Raw genomic sequence first — 17,635 nt, forward strand, 5'->3', positions numbered from 1 at the left:
AGCCGGATGCGTGTGGGTGCGGTGTTGACCGTGCCGGCACTGGATGCGTCGGGTGCGCTGGCGGCTTCTGCGGCGGCTGCGGGCTCTGGCGCCTCGGCGACCACGGCGGCGTCGGCCGCTTCGGCTCCCGTGGCTGCGGCTGCTTCGGCGCCGAATGCAGCGGTGGCGGTCGGGGCGGCGAGCGGCGCTTCGCAGGTCAATGCGGCTGCGGCGCCGGCCGCGCCCGCGGTTTCGGGAACGGGCAGTGCGGCGAGCGAGGCAAGCCAGACGACGTCGGGCGGCGCGGCGGTGGGTGGAGCGGCGTCGTCGGCGCCGCTCGCAGGTTCGCAGACGGCGGCGTCGGCCGCCGGCGGCGCGCATGTCTGGTCGGGATCGATCCAGCCCTCGGCCAGCGAGGCTGCCGAAGGCGCATCAGCAGCCATCGCAGGGGCCGCCCCGGCGACGTCAGCCGTGCAGTCCGCGTCGCAGCCTCGCGCGCAGGTGTCGAGCCTGCAGCAATTGCTGGCGTTGAAAAACCGCGTGTTGATGGAATTGCAGAAGCATGGCATCGGTGGCGCGCCGGCGGCCACGGGCACTGCGTCGACGAGCGGCGCGCAGCCGGCGGCTGGCGCTTCAGCCGCCGCGGTTGTGTCGGGCCACGGCGGCGCGGCGATCCCGGCATCGAATGAAGCCGGCATGTCTCAAACGAGTTTGAGCGTGGCGGCGGCGATTGGCGCTGCGTTGGTCGTGCTGCTGGGAGCCTTGCGTCTGCGGCGGGCTAAGCGCGAGCGGCTTGCCGCGGCGGAAGCTGCGTCGGCGGATGCCGAAGCCGCGGCGCCGGCATCGGCGAAAAGCGCGGATTTGCGCCAGGTCGAGTCGGCCCATGAGCCGACTCCGGTACGTGAGGCTTCGGATGTAAGCGACGACGACGCGGTGCGGCAGGCGGCGGCGCTTGCCGCCGCTGAACGCGAAGCTGCCGAGGGCGAGGCGGCGGCGCGCGAGATGGCGGAGCGGATCGCAGCGGAGCGCGAGGCGGAAATTCTCCGGGCGGCCTCGAGGGAGGCGGCGGCACGCGAAGCTGCTGAGCGGGCGGAGGCAGAGCGCCTTGCGGCAGAGGCGGCGTCGGTGGAACAAGCAGCGGCGGCGGAGCGAGCTGCGGCGGAACGTGCGTTGGCGGAGCAGGCGGCTGCGGAGCGAGTTGCGGCGGAACGTGCGCAGGCCGAGCAGGTGGCTGCGGAGCGTGCGGCTGAGGAACACGCACTCGCGGAACGAGCGGCGGCAGAGCGAGTTGAGGCGGAGAAGGCAGCGGCGGAACAAGCGGCGGGAGAGCAGGCGGCCGCAGAGCGTGCTGAGGCGGAACGTGCTGAGGCGGAACGTGCTGAGGCAGAGCGTGCAGCAGCAGAACACGCAGCAGCAGAACACGTCGCAACTGACGAACCCACACCGGGCGCGCCAGCTACAACGCAGGATGCAGATGCACGGTTGTCGAGCGAACCGCACGAGCCTCTGAACGTACAGTCACAGGCGACCGGCTTCGCGAAGCAACACGTCGAGCCGCATACGACTTCGCTGTCCGGCGAGCCGTACAGCGAGACCTCAGCGCCTCCGCTGTCCGAGAGCGCCCCGCCAGCGCATCAGGAAACAGCGCACGTCGCCCCCCCCTATCAACCGTCCGACGAGCAACCACCGTCGACGCAAACAGCGACGCCAGGCGGCGCGCCGGCGTTCGAGCCCGCGCCCGTGTCGCAAGCTCAGCCCGCGCCGGCCATGCCGACCGAATTCCCGCGCGACGCTGTCGACGCATTCGGCAGTCTCGACATGCCGTTGCCGCCTCGCGCCGAACCGGGTGCGGAAAGCGTGCGTGCCGCGACTTCGCCGGAAGCGGCCCCACAGCATCCGGCCGTACCGCACGACGAGGAAGACGCCCCACATATCGCCGACGAAATTGCCGCCGGCACCGGGCGTCACGCCGCCATCGCGGGTCTCGGCGCGGCCGGCTTCGGGGCGTTGAAGCTCGATTTCGACCTCGAGTTGCCGCCGAGTCCGGCTCAGCCGTTGCCGGCGTTTACCCAGGCCGATCTCGTCCGCATCGCCCGCAACAAGCTCGACCTTGCCGCCGAGTACATCGAACTCGGCGATCTGTCCGGCGCCCGCGCGCTCATCAACGAAGTCATCGAGGCAAACGACCCGGCCACGCGCACCGAGGCCCGCGCGTTGCTCTCGACGCTCGCACCGTTGTCGTGAAGCGTATTGCACTAGGCGTCCAGTACGACGGTTCGGCATTCTTCGGCTGGCAGTCGCAGCCGCACGGCCAGACCGTGCAGGACGAACTCGAACGGGCGCTGCGCGAATTCGCGCAGACGCGGGTGCAAACCGTCGTCGCGGGTCGCACGGACACGGGCGTGCATGGTCTCGGCCAGATCGTGCATTTCGATACCGAACTCGATCGCGCGGACGTTTCCTGGGTTCGCGGCACCAATTCGTTCTTGCCGAAGACGATTGCGGTGCAGTGGGCCAAGCCGATGCCCGACGAATTCCACGCGCGTTTCTCGGCGTTCGAGCGGACTTATTACTACGTTCTGTATGTTCATCCGGTGCGCTCGCCCATGCTGGCGACGCGGGCCGGCTGGGTGCACACGCCGCTCGACGTGGACGCGATGCGCGCTGCCGCCGCGTATGTGATCGGCGAGCACGATTTTTCGGCGTTCCGTTCGTCGCAATGTCAGTCGAAGACGCCGTTCAAGCATCTGTATCAGATCGACGTCGTGCGGCAGGGCGACTTCATCCATTTCCGCTTCCGGGCGAACGCGTTCCTGCATCATATGGTGCGCAACCTGATGGGCTGTCTGGTCTACATCGGCCGTGGCCGTCGCCCGGCCGAATGGATGGCCGAGGTTCTGGCGAGCCGCGACCGCGAATACGCCGCACCGACCTTCATGCCGGACGGCTTGTATCTCGCGCAGGTGGGCTATCCTGAGCATTTCGCCGTGCCCGCGCCGCAAACGGGCAGCGTGCCGTGGAGCACCGTATGGACCGAGCAACCGAAGACATGAACTCAACCGACAAACTACCAGACGAAACCGGCGCCGCCGTGCCTCATCGCACGCGCATCAAACTGTGCGGGTTGTCCAGGCCGGAGGATGTGACCCACGCGATCGAACTCGGCGCCGACGCAATCGGCCTCGTCTTTTATCCGCCGAGCCCGCGCTCGGTGAGCGTCGCGCAGGCCGTCGAACTGGTGCGCGATGTGCCGCCGTTCGTGTCGGTGGTGGGTTTGTTCGTCAACGCCACGCCCGACTGGATTCGCGAAGTCGCGGGCAACGTCGGGCTGACATTGTTGCAATTTCACGGCGACGAGACGGCGGAACAGTGCGAATCGCTCGCCGGCGTTGCGGGTTTGCCTTGGTTGCGTGCGCTGCGCGTTGCGGCGGATACTCGGCCGGCCGATTTGGTAAAATCGGCGCTTAACTATTCAGCAGCCAGCAGCTTTCTCTTCGACACCCATGTCGAGGGCTATGGCGGCGGCGGGAAGGTTTTCGATTGGTCACTTATTCCAGCAGAGCTCGCGCGTCGGGCCGTTTTGAGTGGTGGGTTGAACGCGCAAAACGTCAGTGATGCGATCCATCACGTGCGCCCGTACGCGGTCGATGTCTCGAGCGGCATCGAAGTGCCGGGCGCCAAGGGCGTGAAGGATCACGCCCGGATGGCGGCGTTCGTACGCGCGGTGCGCGCAGCGGACGCCGAATGACTCCGGCGGCGCGGCTTTCGCATAGCAAGGCCGCGCGCCACACTGAGAAGAGTGATCACATGTACAACTTGCCTGATGAAAGAGGCCATTTCGGCCAATTTGGCGGCGTGTTCGTCGCCGAAACGCTGGTTCACGCACTTGACGAGCTGCGCACCGCCTACGAGAAATATCAGAAAGACCCCGAATTCGTCGCCGAGTATGAGCGCGAATTGAAGTATTTCGTCGGCCGTCCGTCGCCGATTTATCACGCGCAGCGCTGGAGCGAAATGCTGGGTGGCGCGCAAGTTTTTCTCAAGCGGGAAGACTTGAATCACACCGGCGCCCACAAAATCAACAACGTGATTGGCCAGGCGCTACTCGCCAAGCGGATGGGTAAACCGCGCGTGATAGCGGAAACCGGCGCGGGCCAGCATGGCGTCGCCACGGCGACCATCGCAGCGCGCTTCGGCATGGAGTGCGTGGTCTACATGGGCTCGGAAGACGTCCGCCGCCAGGCTGCGAACGTGTACCGCATGAAGCTGCTCGGCGCGACCGTCGTGCCGGTCGAGTCGGGCTCGCGTACGTTGAAGGACGCGCTCAACGAAGCGATGCGCGACTGGGTGACGAACGTCGAAAGCACGTTCTACATCATCGGCACAGTGGCGGGACCGCACCCGTATCCGATGATGGTGCGCGACTTCCAGCGGGTAATCGGTGACGAATGCAAGGTGCAAATGCCCGAACTCGTCGGCCGCCAGCCGGACGCCGTCATCGCGTGCGTTGGCGGAGGTTCGAATGCGATGGGTATCTTTTACCCGTACATCGACGACGCTTCGGTGAAGCTGATCGGCGTGGAAGCGGCCGGCGACGGCCTCGAAACCGGTCGTCACGCAGCCTCTCTGATCGGCGGCAGTCCCGGCGTGCTGCACGGCAACCGCACCTATCTGCTACAAGACGAGAACGGTCAGATCATCGAGACGCATTCGGTATCGGCGGGTCTCGACTATCCGGGCGTCGGCCCGGAGCATGCCTGGCTAAAAGAGAGCAATCGCGCGCAATACGTCGGCATCACCGACGAGGAAGCGCTCAAGGCGTTTCACGATTGCTGCCGCATCGAGGGCATCATTCCGGCGCTGGAATCCAGCCATGCGCTGGCCTACGCCGCGAAACTCGCGCCGACGTTGCCCAAGGACAAAGTGCTGCTAGTCAATTTGTCGGGCCGTGGCGACAAGGACATGCATACGGTCGCCGAGCGATCGGGCATTCAGTTCTGAGCGCCGCGACGATGCGCGACGAGTTCGACGAGCCGCAGCCGGCGCTTGAAACCACGCCGGCCGCCGGGACACCGGCGGCCGAGGCCCCTGCATCCTTGCTACCGCAGGTGCCGGCCGGCATCCAGCTGTTGAACCGCGATTTCCTGACCGATGTGGCGAACATTCCCGACGGGTCGATCGACCTGATCCTTTGCGATCCGCCCTACGGGCTCGGCAAGGATTATGGCAACGACTCCGACATGCGAAGCGGCGACGATTTTCTCGCCTGGACGCGTGGCTGGCTCGAGCTGGCTATTCCGAAGCTCAAGCCGTCGGGTTCGCTCTATATCTTCTGCACCTGGCAGTACGCCCCGGAAATCTTCAGCTATCTGAAGACCAAACTCACGATGATCAACGAAATCATCTGGGACCGGCGCGTGCCGAGCATGGGCGGGACGGTGCGCCGATTTACCTCGGTGCATGACAACATCGGCTTTTTCGCGGTGTCGAAGGATTACTACTTCGACCTCGATCCCGTCCGTATCCCGTACGATGCCGTCACGAAGAAGGCACGTTCGCGTAAGTTGTTTGAAGGCAGCAAATGGCTGGAGCTTGGCTATAACCCGAAGGACGTCTGGTCGGTATCGCGGCTGCATCGGCAACATGCCGAGCGCGTTGATCACCCTACCCAGAAACCTCTGGAAATTGTCGAGCGCATGGTGCTGGCAAGCTGCCCAAAGGGCGGGCGCGTTCTCGACCCGTTCATGGGCAGCGGCACCACCGCAGTCGCTTGCGCCCGTCAGCAGCGCGAATTCGTCGGCTATGAGATCAATGAAAGTTACTGCGCGATAGCGCGTGAACGCGTCAGTGCCGCGGCAGCCCCTGCCGCGCCCCGCTCGGTTAAAGCCAGGGCTCAACGGCAGACCGAAGTGCAATGAGCAACGTGCAATAAGCGCAGTAGCCCAAAACCGAGAATATTTCCATGTCCCGTATCAAGAATACGTTTGCCGCACTGTCCGCCCAAGGCAAGAAAGGCCTGATTCCGTTCATGACGGCCGGCGATCCAGACCCGGCCCGTACAGTCGAATTCATGCACGCGCTTGCCGCTGGCGGTGCGGACGTCATCGAGCTCGGCGTGCCCTTTTCCGACCCGATGGCCGATGGCCCGGTCATCCAGCAATCGTCCGAGCGCGCGTTGGCGCAGGGCGTCTCGCTGCGCCATGTAATCGCCGACGTCAAGCGTTTCCGTGAGACCAACGACAAGACGCCCGTCGTCTTGATGGGCTACGCCAATCCGATTGAGCGCATGGGCACCGAGGCCTTTGCCAAGGCGGCGAAGGAAGCCGGTGTCGACGGTGTGCTGGTGGTCGACTACCCGCCTGAAGAGTGCGTCAAGTTCGCCGAACAGATGCGCTCCTCAGGCATCGATCCGATCTTTTTGCTTGCGCCCACCTCGACGGATGAGCGCATCGCGGAAGTCGGCAAGATCGCCAGCGGCTACGTCTACTATGTCTCGCTGAAAGGCGTGACCGGAGCGGCAAATCTGGACGTTTCCAGCATCGCGAGTAAAATCCCGGCCATCAAGTCGCGCGTGCCCTTGCCGGTGGGCGTCGGTTTCGGGATCCGCGACGCGCAAACAGCGCGTCTGGTGGCGGAGGTGTCCGATGCCGTCGTGATCGGTAGCCGTATCGTGCAATTGCTCGAACAAGCGGCCCCGGAAGCTGCCGCCGAGGCGCTCACGCGTTTCGTCGCCGAAGTGCGCGAAGCGCTCGATAGCGTCGCGACTGCCCGATAACAGTCATTTTTTGTCGTCTGAAGTGTGAGCGGCGGGTCCGTCCCGCCGTTTGCGCAACCGCTGACCCCAGAAGGATTCAATATGAGCTGGCTCGACAAGCTGCTGCCGCCGAAAATCAAACAAACCGACCCGAAGAACCGCAAGGGGATTCCGGAAGGCCTGTGGATCAAGTGCCCGTCGTGCGAAGCCGTGCTGTATCGCAACGACGTCGAGGCCAATCTGCACGTTTGCCCGAAGTGCGAGCATCACATGCGCATCGGCGCGCGTGAGCGGCTCGACGGCCTGCTCGACGCCGAAGGCCGCTATGAAATCGGCCAGGAAGTCGTCCCGGTGGACGCGCTCAAGTTCAAGGACAGCCGCAAGTACCCGGATCGCCTGAAAGAGGCGATGGACGACACCGACGAAACCGACGCAATGGTCGTGATGGGCGGCGCCATCCACACGTTGCCGGTGGTGGTCGCATGCTTCGAGTTCTCGTTCATGGGCGGCTCGATGGGTTCGGTGGTCGGCGAACGGTTCGTGCGCGGCGCGCAGAACGCGCTCGAACAGAAAGTGCCGTTCATCTGCTTCACCGCTTCGGGCGGCGCGCGCATGCAGGAAAGCCTGTTGTCGTTGATGCAAATGGCGAAAACCACGGCCATGCTCACCAAGCTCGCCGAAGCCAAGCTGCCGTTCATCTCCGTGCTGACCGATCCGACCATGGGCGGCGTGTCGGCAAGCTTCGCGTTCCTCGGCGACGTCGTGATCGCAGAGCCGAAGGCGCTGATCGGCTTTGCCGGCCCGCGCGTGATCGAACAAACCGTGCGTGAAAAATTGCCGGAAGGTTTCCAGCGCGCCGAGTTCCTGCTAACGAAGGGCGCGATCGACATGATCGTCGACCGTCGCAAGCTGCGCGAGGAACTGGCGCAACTGATGGCACTGTTGAGCCATCAACCGGCGGACGCGGTCGCCTGAGCCGCGATCGCCATTGGCCGCCGCGCCGTGCGAGCGCGGTCATCGTCAGGAAGCAGTCAAAAAATAGCGCGCCGCATGAGCAATCAAGCGGCGCGCTGTCATTTCCGCGATAATCACGGTCTCGCAATCGAGCGCCGAGCGCCGGTTGCTCGCGCGGCCAGATGCGGTTTTGTGCGCATAAAGTCTGCGAAACAGGCGCTGCCGAGCGATTGTTCGAGCGCCGCCATGGCGCGCCGCGCCGGGCAATCGGCCGACCCGCGCACCTCCATCACACTGCCTAACCGATTCACTCGCGATTCACCCGATGACCACATTCCCCACCCTCGACGCGTGGCTCACGCACCTCGAATCCGCGCATCCGGTCGGCATCGACATGGGATTGGCGCGCATCAGCCAGGTTCGCGACGCGATGCAGTTGTCGTTCGCGTGCCCGGTCATCACGGTGGGCGGCACGAACGGCAAGGGTTCCACCTGCGCGATCCTCGAATCGATTCTGCTGCGCGCGGGTTTCACGGTGGGCTGCCACACGTCGCCCCATTTGCTGTCGTTCAACGAGCGGGCGCGCGTGAACGGTGAAATGGCGAGCGACGCCGATCTGCTCGCGCACTTCGAAGCTGTCGAAGCCGCGCGCACGAGCCTCGCCGAACCGGTCTCACTGACTTACTTCGAATTCACGACGCTGGCGATCATGAGCCTGTTCGCCTCGCGCGGACTGGACGCGGTGATTTTCGAGGTCGGTCTGGGCGGCCGGCTGGACGCCGTCAATATCATCGATACGGACTGCGCGATCATCACCAGCATCGATATCGATCACGCGGACTATCTCGGCGATACGCGCGAGAAAATCGCTTTCGAAAAAGCCGGCATTTTCCGCCCCGGCAAGCCGGCGATCTGCGCGGACCCGGTGCCGCCGCAAACGCTGATCGATCATGCCGAAAAGATCGGCGCCGAACTGTGGCTGTTCGGCCGCGATTTTCGCTACGAAGGGCAGGCCGGCAGCGAGCGGCAGCAATGGAGCTACGTCGGCCCGACCATGCGCCGCTCGGCGCTTGCCTACCCGGCATTGCGCGGCGCGAATCAGCTGATCAACACGTCGGCCGCGCTGGCCGGTCTGGAGGCGCTGCGCGACCGTTTGCCGGTCTCGGCGCAGGACATCCGGCTCGGCCTTGCCAATGTCGAATTGCCGGGGCGCTTCCAGGTCCTGCCCGGCAAGCCGGCCATCGTGCTGGACGTCGGCCATAACCCGCACGCGGCCGCCGTGTTGACGCAGAATCTCGGCAACATGGGCTTCTTTCCCTATACCTACGCGGTATTCGGCGCCATGCGCGACAAGGACATCGCCGGCATCCTGACGCATCTGAAAGGCGAGATCGACCATTGGTGCGTAACCGATCTGCCGACTCCGCGCGCGGCGTCGGCCGAACAACTGGAAGCAGCCTTGCGTGACCTCGGCGTCAGCGACGACGCGGACAGCAGCGTAACGCGCTACGCAACACCGGCCGAGGCTTTCCAAGACGCGCTAAAACGAGCGTCAGAGAATGATAGAATCGTGATTTTCGGCAGTTTCTATACGGTAGCTGGCGTCATGTCCTACCGTAAATCGCAGCAACACTGAACGAGCGCCAGGCTCGAACCAAGCGATTCATGGGAATTTTCTCGTTCGGCAAGAAAGACGACGCGCCTAGCCGGCGTGGCGCAAACACCAGTTCCACTCGTGCGGCCCGGGGCGAGCGCGTGGAGCGGCGAACCCGCCGCACGGAGCGCACCGTCGATGCCGATGCGATGCTGCTTGACCCCACATTGCCGGAAAAACAGCGTGCGCGGCGCCGGCTCGTCGGCGCGATCGCGATGGTAGTAGCGGCGGTGGTCATCCTGCCGATGGTGCTGGACTCGCATCCCAAACCCGTCACCGACGACATTTCGATCGACATCCCCAGCCGTCCGGCGCCGAAGGCCACGAGGACCAACGAGGACACGCAGGCCGGCGTAGCACCCGACAATCCGACGCCCGACGCGGCGGTTGCCGCTTCCAGCCTCGCACCGGCGCCGGCAACGGCCGCCACGCAACGTGAGCAATCCGGCACGGCGCGACAGCAAACCGGGCAGAGCGCCGAAACAAACGCGGCGTCCGCAGCCAAACCGTCAGCGAAACCGCAAACACCGGCCGTCGCCGCCAACATCGCGCCTGCGGCCCCCGCCAAGCCGGCGGCCAAACCGCCGGCCACGCGCGGCGCGGCGACCGCTGCCGCCGCTAACACAGACGACTCGAACACCACCGCCGCCAGCGCTGACGCCAATTCCGGCACGCCGGCATCGCCGCCGGGCAGCCGCTTTGCCGTCCAGTTGGGCGCATTTGCGAACGACGCCAGCGCGCGTAATTGGGCAACCAAGTTGAAAGCGGCGGGTGTGCCCGCATATATCGAACATGGAAAGCAGGCCGACGGTACGACGCTTACGCTATTGCGCGCCGGTCCGTTCGCCGACCGTGCGGCCGCCAGCGCTGCGATTGCAAAAGTTCGCGAGGCCGGCTTGACGTCGGGCGCGAACAGCGGCGCCGCACAGTAAGCGAGCGATGTTCACTGCATTCGACTACGCTGTAATGGCGGTGATTGGTTTGTCGGCCTTGCGCGGCACGTGGCGCGGGTTTCTGTCCGAGATATTCGGGCTGATCGGCTGGATCGCGGCATTTTTCATTGCTTGCCGCTTCGTCGGTTATGTCGTGCCGTACATTCCGTCCACCTGGCCGGGCGGTGCGTTGACTCAATGGCTGCTGGCCTTCGCGCTGGTCGCGATCGGTGTGGTGCTGGTGGCGAGCGTGCTGAATGCGTTGCTGAGCCGTATCGTGCAGGCAACCGGCTTGAGCGGCGTGGACCGCTCGCTCGGTTTGATGTTCGGCCTCGCGCGCGGGGTCGTTCTGGTGGTGATTCTGGTCGCCCTTGCAGGCTTGACCGAACTGCCGCAACAGGAATTCTGGCGCAACGCCTTGCTTCGGCCCTATGCGGTCGAGGGCGTGCACGTAATGAAACCGCTGCTTCCGGAAACGCTTGCTGCCTACGTCCGTGTTTGACGATCAGCCGAGCAGTCGAGGGAACGCAGCAGGACTCCGGCGCAAACCGGTTGCCCTAAGTACCGGCGCATAGCAACGCGCACCATTGCGTAACACCGTGGGCACCCGGCGGCCATGACGAATTTCGTACCTTTGAAGGACATGCCATGTGCGGCATCGTAGGCGTAGTTTCCCATTCTCCGGTCAATCAGCTGATCTATGACAGCCTGCTGCTTTTGCAGCACCGCGGTCAGGACGCCGCCGGCATCGCCACCGCGAACGGTAGCAATTTCCACATGCACAAGGCTAACGGCATGGTGCGCGACGTGTTCCGCACGCGCAACATGCGCAGCCTGCCCGGCACGACCGGTATCGGCCAGGTCCGCTACCCGACCGCCGGTTCCGCGTCGAGCGAAGAAGAAGCCCAGCCGTTCTACGTGAACGCGCCGTTCGGCATCATCCTCGCGCACAACGGCAACCTGACCAACTGGCAGCAACTGAAAGATGAGATGTTCCGCATCGATCGCCGCCACATCAACACCAATTCCGACACCGAAGTGATGCTCAACGTGCTCGCGCACGAATTGCAGCTCTCCAGTTCTGGCCTGCAACTCGATCCGGCCGCGCTGTTCAAGGCGGTCTCGGGCGTGCATCGCCGGGTGCGGGGTTCGTATGCGATCGTCTCGCTGATCGCCGGCTACGGCCTGCTCGGTTTCCGCGACCCGTTCGGCATCCGCCCGCTGTGCCTCGGCAAGCAGGAAACGCCGGAAGGCGTCGAGTGGATTCTGGCTTCGGAATCGGTGGCGATCGAAGGTATCGGCTTCGAGTTCGTCCGCGACATCGCGCCGGGCGAAGCGATCTTCATCGACCTCGACGGCAATCTGCACTCGCAGCAATGCGCGACGAACCCGAGCCTGAACCCGTGCATTTTCGAACTCGTGTACCTCGCACGTCCCGATTCGGTGCTGGACGGCGTGCCGGTCTACAACGTGCGTCTGCGCATGGGCGACTATCTCGCCGAAAAGATCAAGCGCGAGCTGCCCGACGTCGCGATCGACGTCGTGATGCCGATTCCGGATTCGTCGCGTCCGGCCGCGATGCAGGTCGCGAAGAAGCTGGGCGTCGAATACCGCGAGGGCTTCTTCAAGAACCGCTACGTGGGCCGCACCTTCATCATGCCGGGCCAGGCGGTGCGCAAGAAGTCGGTGCGCCAGAAGCTGAACGCGATGGGCATCGAGTTCAAGGGCAAGAACGTGCTGATCGTCGACGACTCGATCGTGCGCGGCACCACCTCGCATGAAATCGTGCAGATGGCGCGCGATGCCGGCGCGAACAAGGTGATCTTCGCTTCGGCGGCGCCCCCGGTGAAGTTCCCGAACGTCTACGGTATCGACATGCCGACCCGTGGCGAACTCGTCGCCCATGGCCGCTCGGACGACGAAGTCGCGCGCATGATCGGCGCCGATCATCTCGTCTATCAGGACGTCGATGCGCTCAAGCAGGCGGTGCGCGACATCAACCCGGCGTTGAAGGAATTCGAAGCGTCCTGCTTCGACGGCAACTACGTGACCGGCGACGTCACCACCGAGTATCTCGATCGCATCGAAACCGCGCGTCTCGCACCGTCCTCGCAATCGGACCGCGACGCCGCGAGCGAAGCGATCGACGGCGGCGGCCCGGCACGTTCGCAACTGCATCTGCAACTGTCGGTGGGTTGAACGGTTGCGCTCGCGGCATGGCATGGCAGTGGCGCACTGCACGCCGCGCCGCGAGCGTGTTAGCATGACGGCTTGCGTCGATTTGATCTCAGCTTGCGGACGCGGGGCAACCCGAAACAGCTAAAGCGAATGGTGGAAAAGCCGCAGTCATCCGCCTCCGCTCCAGCTTTCCCCGCACATGAAGCCCGCTTATGCCGACGCAAAAGCGGGCTTTTTTGTTGCTGCCGTTCGCGCACAGTTCATTCACCTGAGCCACGCGCGCCGAACGCAGCCACGGAACATTGGAAACCAGAACCAACATGGACGACTCCCTGAACTTCGACACGCTGGCAGTCCGCTCGGGCACTGTGCGCAGCGGCTTCAACGAACATTCGGAAGCGATTTTCCTGACCTCGAGCTTTATGTTCACGAGTGCCGCGGACGCCGCCGAACGCTTCAAGAATTCCGAAGAGAACTACACGTATTCGCGCTTCACGAACCCGACCGTCACGATGTTCCAGGACCGGCTGGCCGCGCTCGAAGGTGGCGAGGCGTGCATGGCCACGGCTTCGGGCATGGCCGCGATCATGTCGGTGGTGATGTCGACGTTGCAGGCGGGCGACCATCTGGTGAGCTCGCAGGCGCTATTTGGCTCGACGCTCGGCATGTTCTCGCAGATCTTCAGCAGGTTCGGCATCGCGACCACGTTCGTCGATCCGACCAATCTGGATGCGTGGAAAAATGCCGTGCGTCCCGAAACGAAGATGTTCTTCCTCGAAACGCCGTCGAACCCGTTGACCGAAGTCGCCGACATCGAAGCAATCAGCAAGATTGCGAAAGCGGCGAACGCGCTGTTCGTGGTCGACAACTGCTTCTGCAGCCCGGCCTTGCAGCAGCCGCTGAAGCTCGGCGCGGACGTCGTGATGCATTCGGCCACCAAGTTCCTCGACGGCCAGGGCCGCGTGCTCGGCGGCGCGCTGGTCGGCTCGAAGAAATTCATCATGGAAAAGGTGTTCCCGTTCGTGCGCAGCACCGGGCCGACGCTGTCCGCGTTCAACGCCTGGGTATTGTTGAAGGGCATGGAAACGCTGTCACTGCGTGTCGAAAAACAGTCGGCGAATGCGCTCGAAATCGCGCGCTGGCTCGAAACGCATCCCGCCGTGAACCGCGTGTTCCACCCTGGGCTCGAATCGCATCCGCAGCATGCGCTGGCGATGCGTCAGCAGAAGGCGGGCGGCGCGATTCTCTCGTTCGAACTGAAGGGCGACACGCCCGAGCAGATGCGCGCGAACGCCTGGCGCGTGATCGACAACACGAAGATCTGCTCGATCACCGGCAATCTCGGCGACACGCGCACGACCATCACGCATCCGGCCACCACCACGCATGCTCGCGTGACGCCGGAAGCGCGCGCGGCCGCGGGCATCAGCGAAGGCTTGATCCGTTTGGCAGTGGGTCTGGAAAACGCCGGTGACATTCGCGGCGATCTGGCGCGCGGCCTGGCAGGTTGATCGAGCGGTTTGAACGCGGGGAGCGGGTCGCCTCAGCCGGCGGCTCGCGCAGTGAAACTCAGTGGCGCAACGCGCGCCACTGACCGGGCGCCAGCCCGAAACGCCGCGTGAAGGCGTGCGTATAAGCGCTTTGATCGCCGAAGCCGATTTCCAATGCGATATCGGTCAACGAGAGGCGTGGATCGGAAAGCAGCGTGAGCGACGTGTCGAGCCGCAGGCGCTGCAAATAGCGATGCGGCGTTTCGCCGAACGCTTCAATAAAAAGCTGATGAAAGCGCCGCATGCCGAAGCCGCAATGTGCGGCGAGATCGGCGATACGCAGCGGTTCCGATAGATGCGCGCGAAGCCAGCGGTCGATTCGCGCGAAGTCCAGACCGGCGCCAGGTGCAGGGACACCCGCGGCTGTCGTGCCCGCGTCGGCCACCAATGCGGCACCGAGTCGCGCGGCCGCGTCCCAATGAAAGCGCCTGGTATGCAGGTGATCGTCGCCTGCCGCACCGCCGGTGGCGTGCGCCGCGATCCGATGCACCAGTTGCGTGAGCGACGGGTCCACCGCAACGGCTCGCGCGCGGTCGAACAAACGCTCCGGCACGGCCAGCGAGGCGGCCGGCAAATCCAGCACCAACTGCCGGTTCTCGCCGACGCCCGCATAGTCGTGCCGCGCACCCGCCGGGATCAGCCAGGCGGAGCCGGCGTCGATCTGTTGCGCGACGCCGTCCACCGCCATCACCATCGCGCCGTCGAGCCCGAGCACGACCTGATGAAAGTCGTGCACGTCCGACGCTTCGACCGCGCCGTAGCGGCGCAGCGAAACGCTGGGTGCGGTGACGGCGGCGTGGCCCATCGGCGTGACTCGTTGGCGATGCGCAATTACAAAACAGCGAAAAACTTAAACGCCGAGCAATTCGACTTCGAACACGAGCGTCGCATTCGGCGGAATCACACCGCCCGCGCCGCGCACGCCGTAGCCGAGTTGCGGCGGAATCGTCAGCTTGCGCGTGCCGCCGACCTTCATGCCTTGCACGCCTTCATCCCAGCCCTTGATGACCATGCCGCCGCCGAGCACGAAAGCGAACGGGTCGTTGCGGTCCTTGCTCGAATCGAACTTCTGACCGTCGGTCAGCCAGCCGGTGTAGTGCACGCTGACGGTCTTGCCGGCCACGGCTTCGGCGCCGGTGCCTTCGACGATGTCTTCGTACTTCAGGCCGGATTCGGTTGTTACTGTCGACATAGTCGCTCCTCAGGTCAAAAACGTAAAAACCGACATTGTAGGCGCGTTGGCGCCGCATGCCGAGGATTGCCGCGTGGCATGCCGATTGCGACCAGACTGGCCATCCGGCCAGGCTGGCTGCGCCAGGCCGCATGCCTATAATGGGGCTTCTTCAAACCATTCATGCAACGCCTGAGGGCTCGATCGTGACCACGTCTTACGCCGGCTCCGCCGGCGAACAGCCGGCTCCTTCCGGCTTCGCCGTCTCCGAACGCACTGCCCGCCTTCGTGCGGAAACCGCGCTGTTCATGCGCGATCATGTGCTCTCGCTGGTTTCGCACGACTTGCGCGGTCCGTTGAACGCCATTCATAGCTGGGCCTACGTGCTCGAGCGCAAGCTCGACGCGAACGACGCCAATGCGCAACGCGCCGTCACCGGCATTCGTAACGGCGTGGACCAGCAGGTGAAGCTGCTCGAGACGATCGTCGACGCCACGCGCGCCGAGACGAAATCGCTGGCGCTCGCATACGCGCCATTTCCGCTGCATCCGCTGATCGACGAAACCGTGGAAGAGGTCCGCTCGGGATTGGCTCGCGCGCGCGGCGTGGAGGTCAAGGTCGATTCGCAACTCGCCACCGAGCAGCTCAACGGCGACCGCGAGCGACTCGCCGGCGCCTTGTGGGTGATGCTGACCTTCGCGGTCGAAGCAAGCGCGCAGGGCGCCACGGCCGCATTGGCCACACGCGCGGACGCGACGAATTGGCACGCCACCGTCACGTACGACACGAACGCTACCGCGCTGAACGATCCGTCGTTGCCTCATGTGCTCGAAGCCTTTGCGCGCAAGCAGGCGCGCGAGCCGCGCGAAGCCAAGCGGATCGCGTGGGTGCTGGCGCTCTGCAAACGCGTGGCGGAAGCGCACGGCGGCAGCTTCGAGCAAAGCGACGCAACCGAGAGCGCAGCGGCCACGCTCGCGCTGAAGGTGCCGCTAAGCGCGGCCGCAGCGAGGTGAGCGACCGCCGACTGCGGCGCTTTCCCACGCGCCATTGAGGTTTCAACGAGCTTTCACCCTCTATACTGACAACTTTTGTTGCCGGAGCCCCCAGCTTTGATCCAGGTCGTCGCCCTTATCGGTGCGTTGTTGCTCGTTGCCCTCAATGGTTTTTTTGTCGCCGCGGAATTCGGCCTGGTCAAGTTGCGGCAGACGCGGGTGCAAAGCCTCGCCAACCGGCACGGCCTGCGCGGACGGCTGCTGGCAAAAGTTCACGGGCGTCTCGACGCGTATCTGTCCGCCTGCCAGCTCGGCATTACGCTCGCTTCGCTCGGGCTCGGCTGGATCGGCGAGCCGGCGTTCGCCGAACTGCTCATGCCGGTCTTCAGCCTGATCGGCGTGGAGTCGGAAAAGCTGATCCACGGCATCTCGCTGTTCTTCGCGTTCTCGTGCATTTCCTTTCTGCATATCGTGGTGGGCGAACTCGCGCCCAAGTCGCTGGCGATTCGCGAGGCGGAGAAGGTTTCGCTGTGGACCGCCATGCCGCTGTACGGTTTCTACTGGGCGATGTACCCGGCGATCTGGGTGCTCAATAGCAGCGCCAACGCGGTGCTGAAATTCGCGGGACTCGCCGAGGACCACGGTCACGACTCGCACTATTCAACCGACGAACTCAAGCTGATTTTGCGCGGCCGCCGCACCAACGTCGCGAGCGAGCTGGGTTCGCCGGAGGGCGCATACAGTCAGGACGAGTGGAACACCATCGCGCATTCGCTCGATTTCTCGCGCATGACTGTGTCCGACCTGATGCGTCCGGCCTATGAAATGATCGGCTTGCGGCTCGATCTGCCCACGCGCGAAAACATGCACGTCGTGGCGCAGCATCGCTTCAGCCGCTATCCCCTGTTCGAAGACGCATCCGGCGAGCGCGTGGCCGGCATGATCCATCTGAAAGACCTGCTGCTGGCGCGGCACGCGGGCAGCACGCTCGACGACCTCTCCAAGTACGCCCGCCCCGTGCAGTATGTGAAGCCGGAGATGCCGGCGCTCGAACTGTTTCGCCGCTTCCGCAAGGGTGCGCCGCATTTCGCGCTGGTCGGTCACAAGAACTCCAAGCCGATCGGCTTTCTCACGCTCGACAACCTGCTCGGCGCGCTGGTCGGCCAGATTCACGACGAATTCCGTCAGGGCGACGCCGACTGGTCGCGCATGGACGACGGCACGTTGATGGGCAAGGGCAGCTTGCCGGTGGTGTCGCTGGAGCGCGCGCTGGGCATCGATATCGACGAGGGCAAGGCCGAATCGGTCGGCGGCCTCGTGATTCAGGCGCTGAACGATCTGCCGTCTGAAGGTCAGAGAGTGGAGTTCGACCGCTTCGACGTGGTGGTCAAGAAAATGAAGGGACCGCGCATCGTGCTCGTGCGCGTGTACCCGAAAATCTTCGACGACGAAGGCGGCTGAGTCATGAGGC

16 protein-coding genes are annotated in these 17,635 nt (G+C 64.5%); 14 read left to right on the forward strand and 2 right to left on the reverse strand.

Going from position 1 to position 17,635, the window contains the following annotated elements; all coding sequences use genetic code 11:
- Positions 1-6: 6 nt before the first annotated feature.
- From BUE39_RS10450 to BUE39_RS10505, 12 genes are all read left to right on the forward strand, one after another.
- A complete protein-coding gene (locus BUE39_RS10450; RefSeq protein ID WP_235004853.1) occupies positions 7-2,223 on the forward strand; it encodes a FimV/HubP family polar landmark protein in 2,217 nt (738 codons plus the stop codon).
- Positions 2,220-3,032: a tRNA pseudouridine(38-40) synthase TruA gene (gene truA / locus BUE39_RS10455; protein WP_073428582.1), complete on the forward strand. Its 813-nt coding sequence runs from the start codon at positions 2,220-2,222 to the stop codon at positions 3,030-3,032. Before BUE39_RS10450 ends, truA begins: the two co-directional genes overlap by 4 nt.
- The gene (locus tag BUE39_RS10460) at positions 3,029-3,727 is read left to right on the forward strand and encodes a phosphoribosylanthranilate isomerase (protein WP_073428583.1); all 699 of its coding nucleotides are present in this window, start codon (positions 3,029-3,031) and stop codon (positions 3,725-3,727) included. The genes truA and BUE39_RS10460 overlap by 4 nt, the downstream gene beginning before the upstream one ends.
- 59 nt (positions 3,728-3,786) lie before the next feature.
- The gene (gene trpB, locus BUE39_RS10465; RefSeq protein ID WP_073428584.1) at positions 3,787-4,980 is read left to right on the forward strand and encodes a tryptophan synthase subunit beta; all 1,194 of its coding nucleotides are present in this window, start codon (positions 3,787-3,789) and stop codon (positions 4,978-4,980) included.
- 11 nt (positions 4,981-4,991) lie between these two features.
- On the forward strand, positions 4,992-5,897 hold the full coding sequence (locus BUE39_RS10470) for a DNA-methyltransferase (protein WP_073428585.1): 906 nt from the start codon (positions 4,992-4,994) through the stop codon (positions 5,895-5,897).
- A 44-nt stretch (positions 5,898-5,941) separates the two neighbouring features.
- Positions 5,942-6,754, forward strand: coding sequence for a tryptophan synthase subunit alpha (gene trpA / locus BUE39_RS10475; protein WP_073428586.1), 813 nt, complete (start codon positions 5,942-5,944; stop codon positions 6,752-6,754).
- 81 nt (positions 6,755-6,835) lie between these two features.
- Positions 6,836-7,708 (forward strand): acetyl-CoA carboxylase, carboxyltransferase subunit beta, encoded by an 873-nt coding sequence (gene accD, locus BUE39_RS10480; protein WP_073428587.1) that lies wholly within the window; start codon positions 6,836-6,838, stop codon positions 7,706-7,708.
- Positions 7,709-8,012: 304 nt separating this feature from the next.
- On the forward strand, positions 8,013-9,323 hold the full coding sequence (gene folC / locus BUE39_RS10485; RefSeq protein WP_073428588.1) for a bifunctional tetrahydrofolate synthase/dihydrofolate synthase: 1,311 nt from the start codon (positions 8,013-8,015) through the stop codon (positions 9,321-9,323).
- Between the two features lie 29 nt (positions 9,324-9,352).
- The gene (locus BUE39_RS10490) at positions 9,353-10,273 is read left to right on the forward strand and encodes an SPOR domain-containing protein (protein ID WP_073428589.1); all 921 of its coding nucleotides are present in this window, start codon (positions 9,353-9,355) and stop codon (positions 10,271-10,273) included.
- Between the two features lie 7 nt (positions 10,274-10,280).
- Positions 10,281-10,775 (forward strand): CvpA family protein, encoded by a 495-nt coding sequence (locus BUE39_RS10495; RefSeq protein ID WP_073428590.1) that lies wholly within the window; start codon positions 10,281-10,283, stop codon positions 10,773-10,775.
- A 146-nt stretch (positions 10,776-10,921) separates the two neighbouring features.
- Positions 10,922-12,472 carry an amidophosphoribosyltransferase gene (gene purF / locus BUE39_RS10500; protein ID WP_073428591.1) on the forward strand — a complete coding sequence of 517 codons (1,551 nt, stop codon included), beginning with the start codon at positions 10,922-10,924 and terminating at the stop codon, positions 12,470-12,472.
- A gap of 299 nt (positions 12,473-12,771) precedes the next feature.
- On the forward strand, positions 12,772-13,962 hold the full coding sequence (locus tag BUE39_RS10505) for an O-succinylhomoserine sulfhydrylase (protein ID WP_073428592.1): 1,191 nt from the start codon (positions 12,772-12,774) through the stop codon (positions 13,960-13,962).
- A 58-nt stretch (positions 13,963-14,020) separates the two neighbouring features.
- Here BUE39_RS10505 and BUE39_RS10510 read toward each other — a convergent pair whose 3' ends face one another.
- Positions 14,021-14,806, reverse strand: a complete 786-nt coding sequence (locus BUE39_RS10510) for an AraC family transcriptional regulator (protein WP_073428593.1) — start codon at positions 14,804-14,806, stop codon at positions 14,021-14,023.
- A gap of 45 nt (positions 14,807-14,851) precedes the next feature.
- A complete protein-coding gene (locus tag BUE39_RS10515) occupies positions 14,852-15,193 on the reverse strand; it encodes an FKBP-type peptidyl-prolyl cis-trans isomerase (protein WP_027803023.1) in 342 nt (113 codons plus the stop codon).
- A 185-nt stretch (positions 15,194-15,378) separates the two neighbouring features.
- On the opposite strand from BUE39_RS10515, the gene BUE39_RS10520 reads away from it, so the two are divergent.
- On the forward strand, positions 15,379-16,185 hold the full coding sequence (locus BUE39_RS10520) for a sensor histidine kinase (protein ID WP_073428656.1): 807 nt from the start codon (positions 15,379-15,381) through the stop codon (positions 16,183-16,185).
- 96 nt (positions 16,186-16,281) lie between these two features.
- Positions 16,282-17,625, forward strand: coding sequence for a hemolysin family protein (locus BUE39_RS10525; RefSeq protein ID WP_073428594.1), 1,344 nt, complete (start codon positions 16,282-16,284; stop codon positions 17,623-17,625).
- Positions 17,626-17,635: the final 10 nt, after the last annotated feature.

This window comes from Paraburkholderia terricola (genome assembly GCF_900142195.1).
GTDB lineage: Bacteria > Pseudomonadota > Gammaproteobacteria > Burkholderiales > Burkholderiaceae > Paraburkholderia > Paraburkholderia terricola.

Bases quoted from the DNA above. Each gene is read 5' to 3' on its own strand.
- BUE39_RS10505 (WP_073428592.1), top strand. From the start codon at position 12,772: ATGGACGACTCCCTGAACTTCGACACGCTGGCAGTCCGCTCGGGCACT.
- accD (WP_073428587.1), top strand. From the start codon at position 6,836: ATGAGCTGGCTCGACAAGCTGCTGCCGCCGAAAATCAAACAAACCGAC.
- BUE39_RS10495 (WP_073428590.1), top strand. From the start codon at position 10,281: ATGTTCACTGCATTCGACTACGCTGTAATGGCGGTGATTGGTTTGTCG.
- trpA (WP_073428586.1), top strand. From the start codon at position 5,942: ATGTCCCGTATCAAGAATACGTTTGCCGCACTGTCCGCCCAAGGCAAG.
- folC (WP_073428588.1), top strand. From the start codon at position 8,013: ATGACCACATTCCCCACCCTCGACGCGTGGCTCACGCACCTCGAATCC.
- BUE39_RS10515 (WP_027803023.1), bottom strand. From the start codon at position 15,193: ATGTCGACAGTAACAACCGAATCCGGCCTGAAGTACGAAGACATCGTC.
- trpB (WP_073428584.1), top strand. From the start codon at position 3,787: ATGTACAACTTGCCTGATGAAAGAGGCCATTTCGGCCAATTTGGCGGC.
- BUE39_RS10470 (WP_073428585.1), top strand. From the start codon at position 4,992: ATGCGCGACGAGTTCGACGAGCCGCAGCCGGCGCTTGAAACCACGCCG.
- BUE39_RS10490 (WP_073428589.1), top strand. From the start codon at position 9,353: ATGGGAATTTTCTCGTTCGGCAAGAAAGACGACGCGCCTAGCCGGCGT.
- BUE39_RS10450 (WP_235004853.1), top strand. From the start codon at position 7: ATGCGTGTGGGTGCGGTGTTGACCGTGCCGGCACTGGATGCGTCGGGT.
- purF (WP_073428591.1), top strand. From the start codon at position 10,922: ATGTGCGGCATCGTAGGCGTAGTTTCCCATTCTCCGGTCAATCAGCTG.
- BUE39_RS10510 (WP_073428593.1), bottom strand. From the start codon at position 14,806: ATGGGCCACGCCGCCGTCACCGCACCCAGCGTTTCGCTGCGCCGCTAC.
- BUE39_RS10460 (WP_073428583.1), top strand. From the start codon at position 3,029: ATGAACTCAACCGACAAACTACCAGACGAAACCGGCGCCGCCGTGCCT.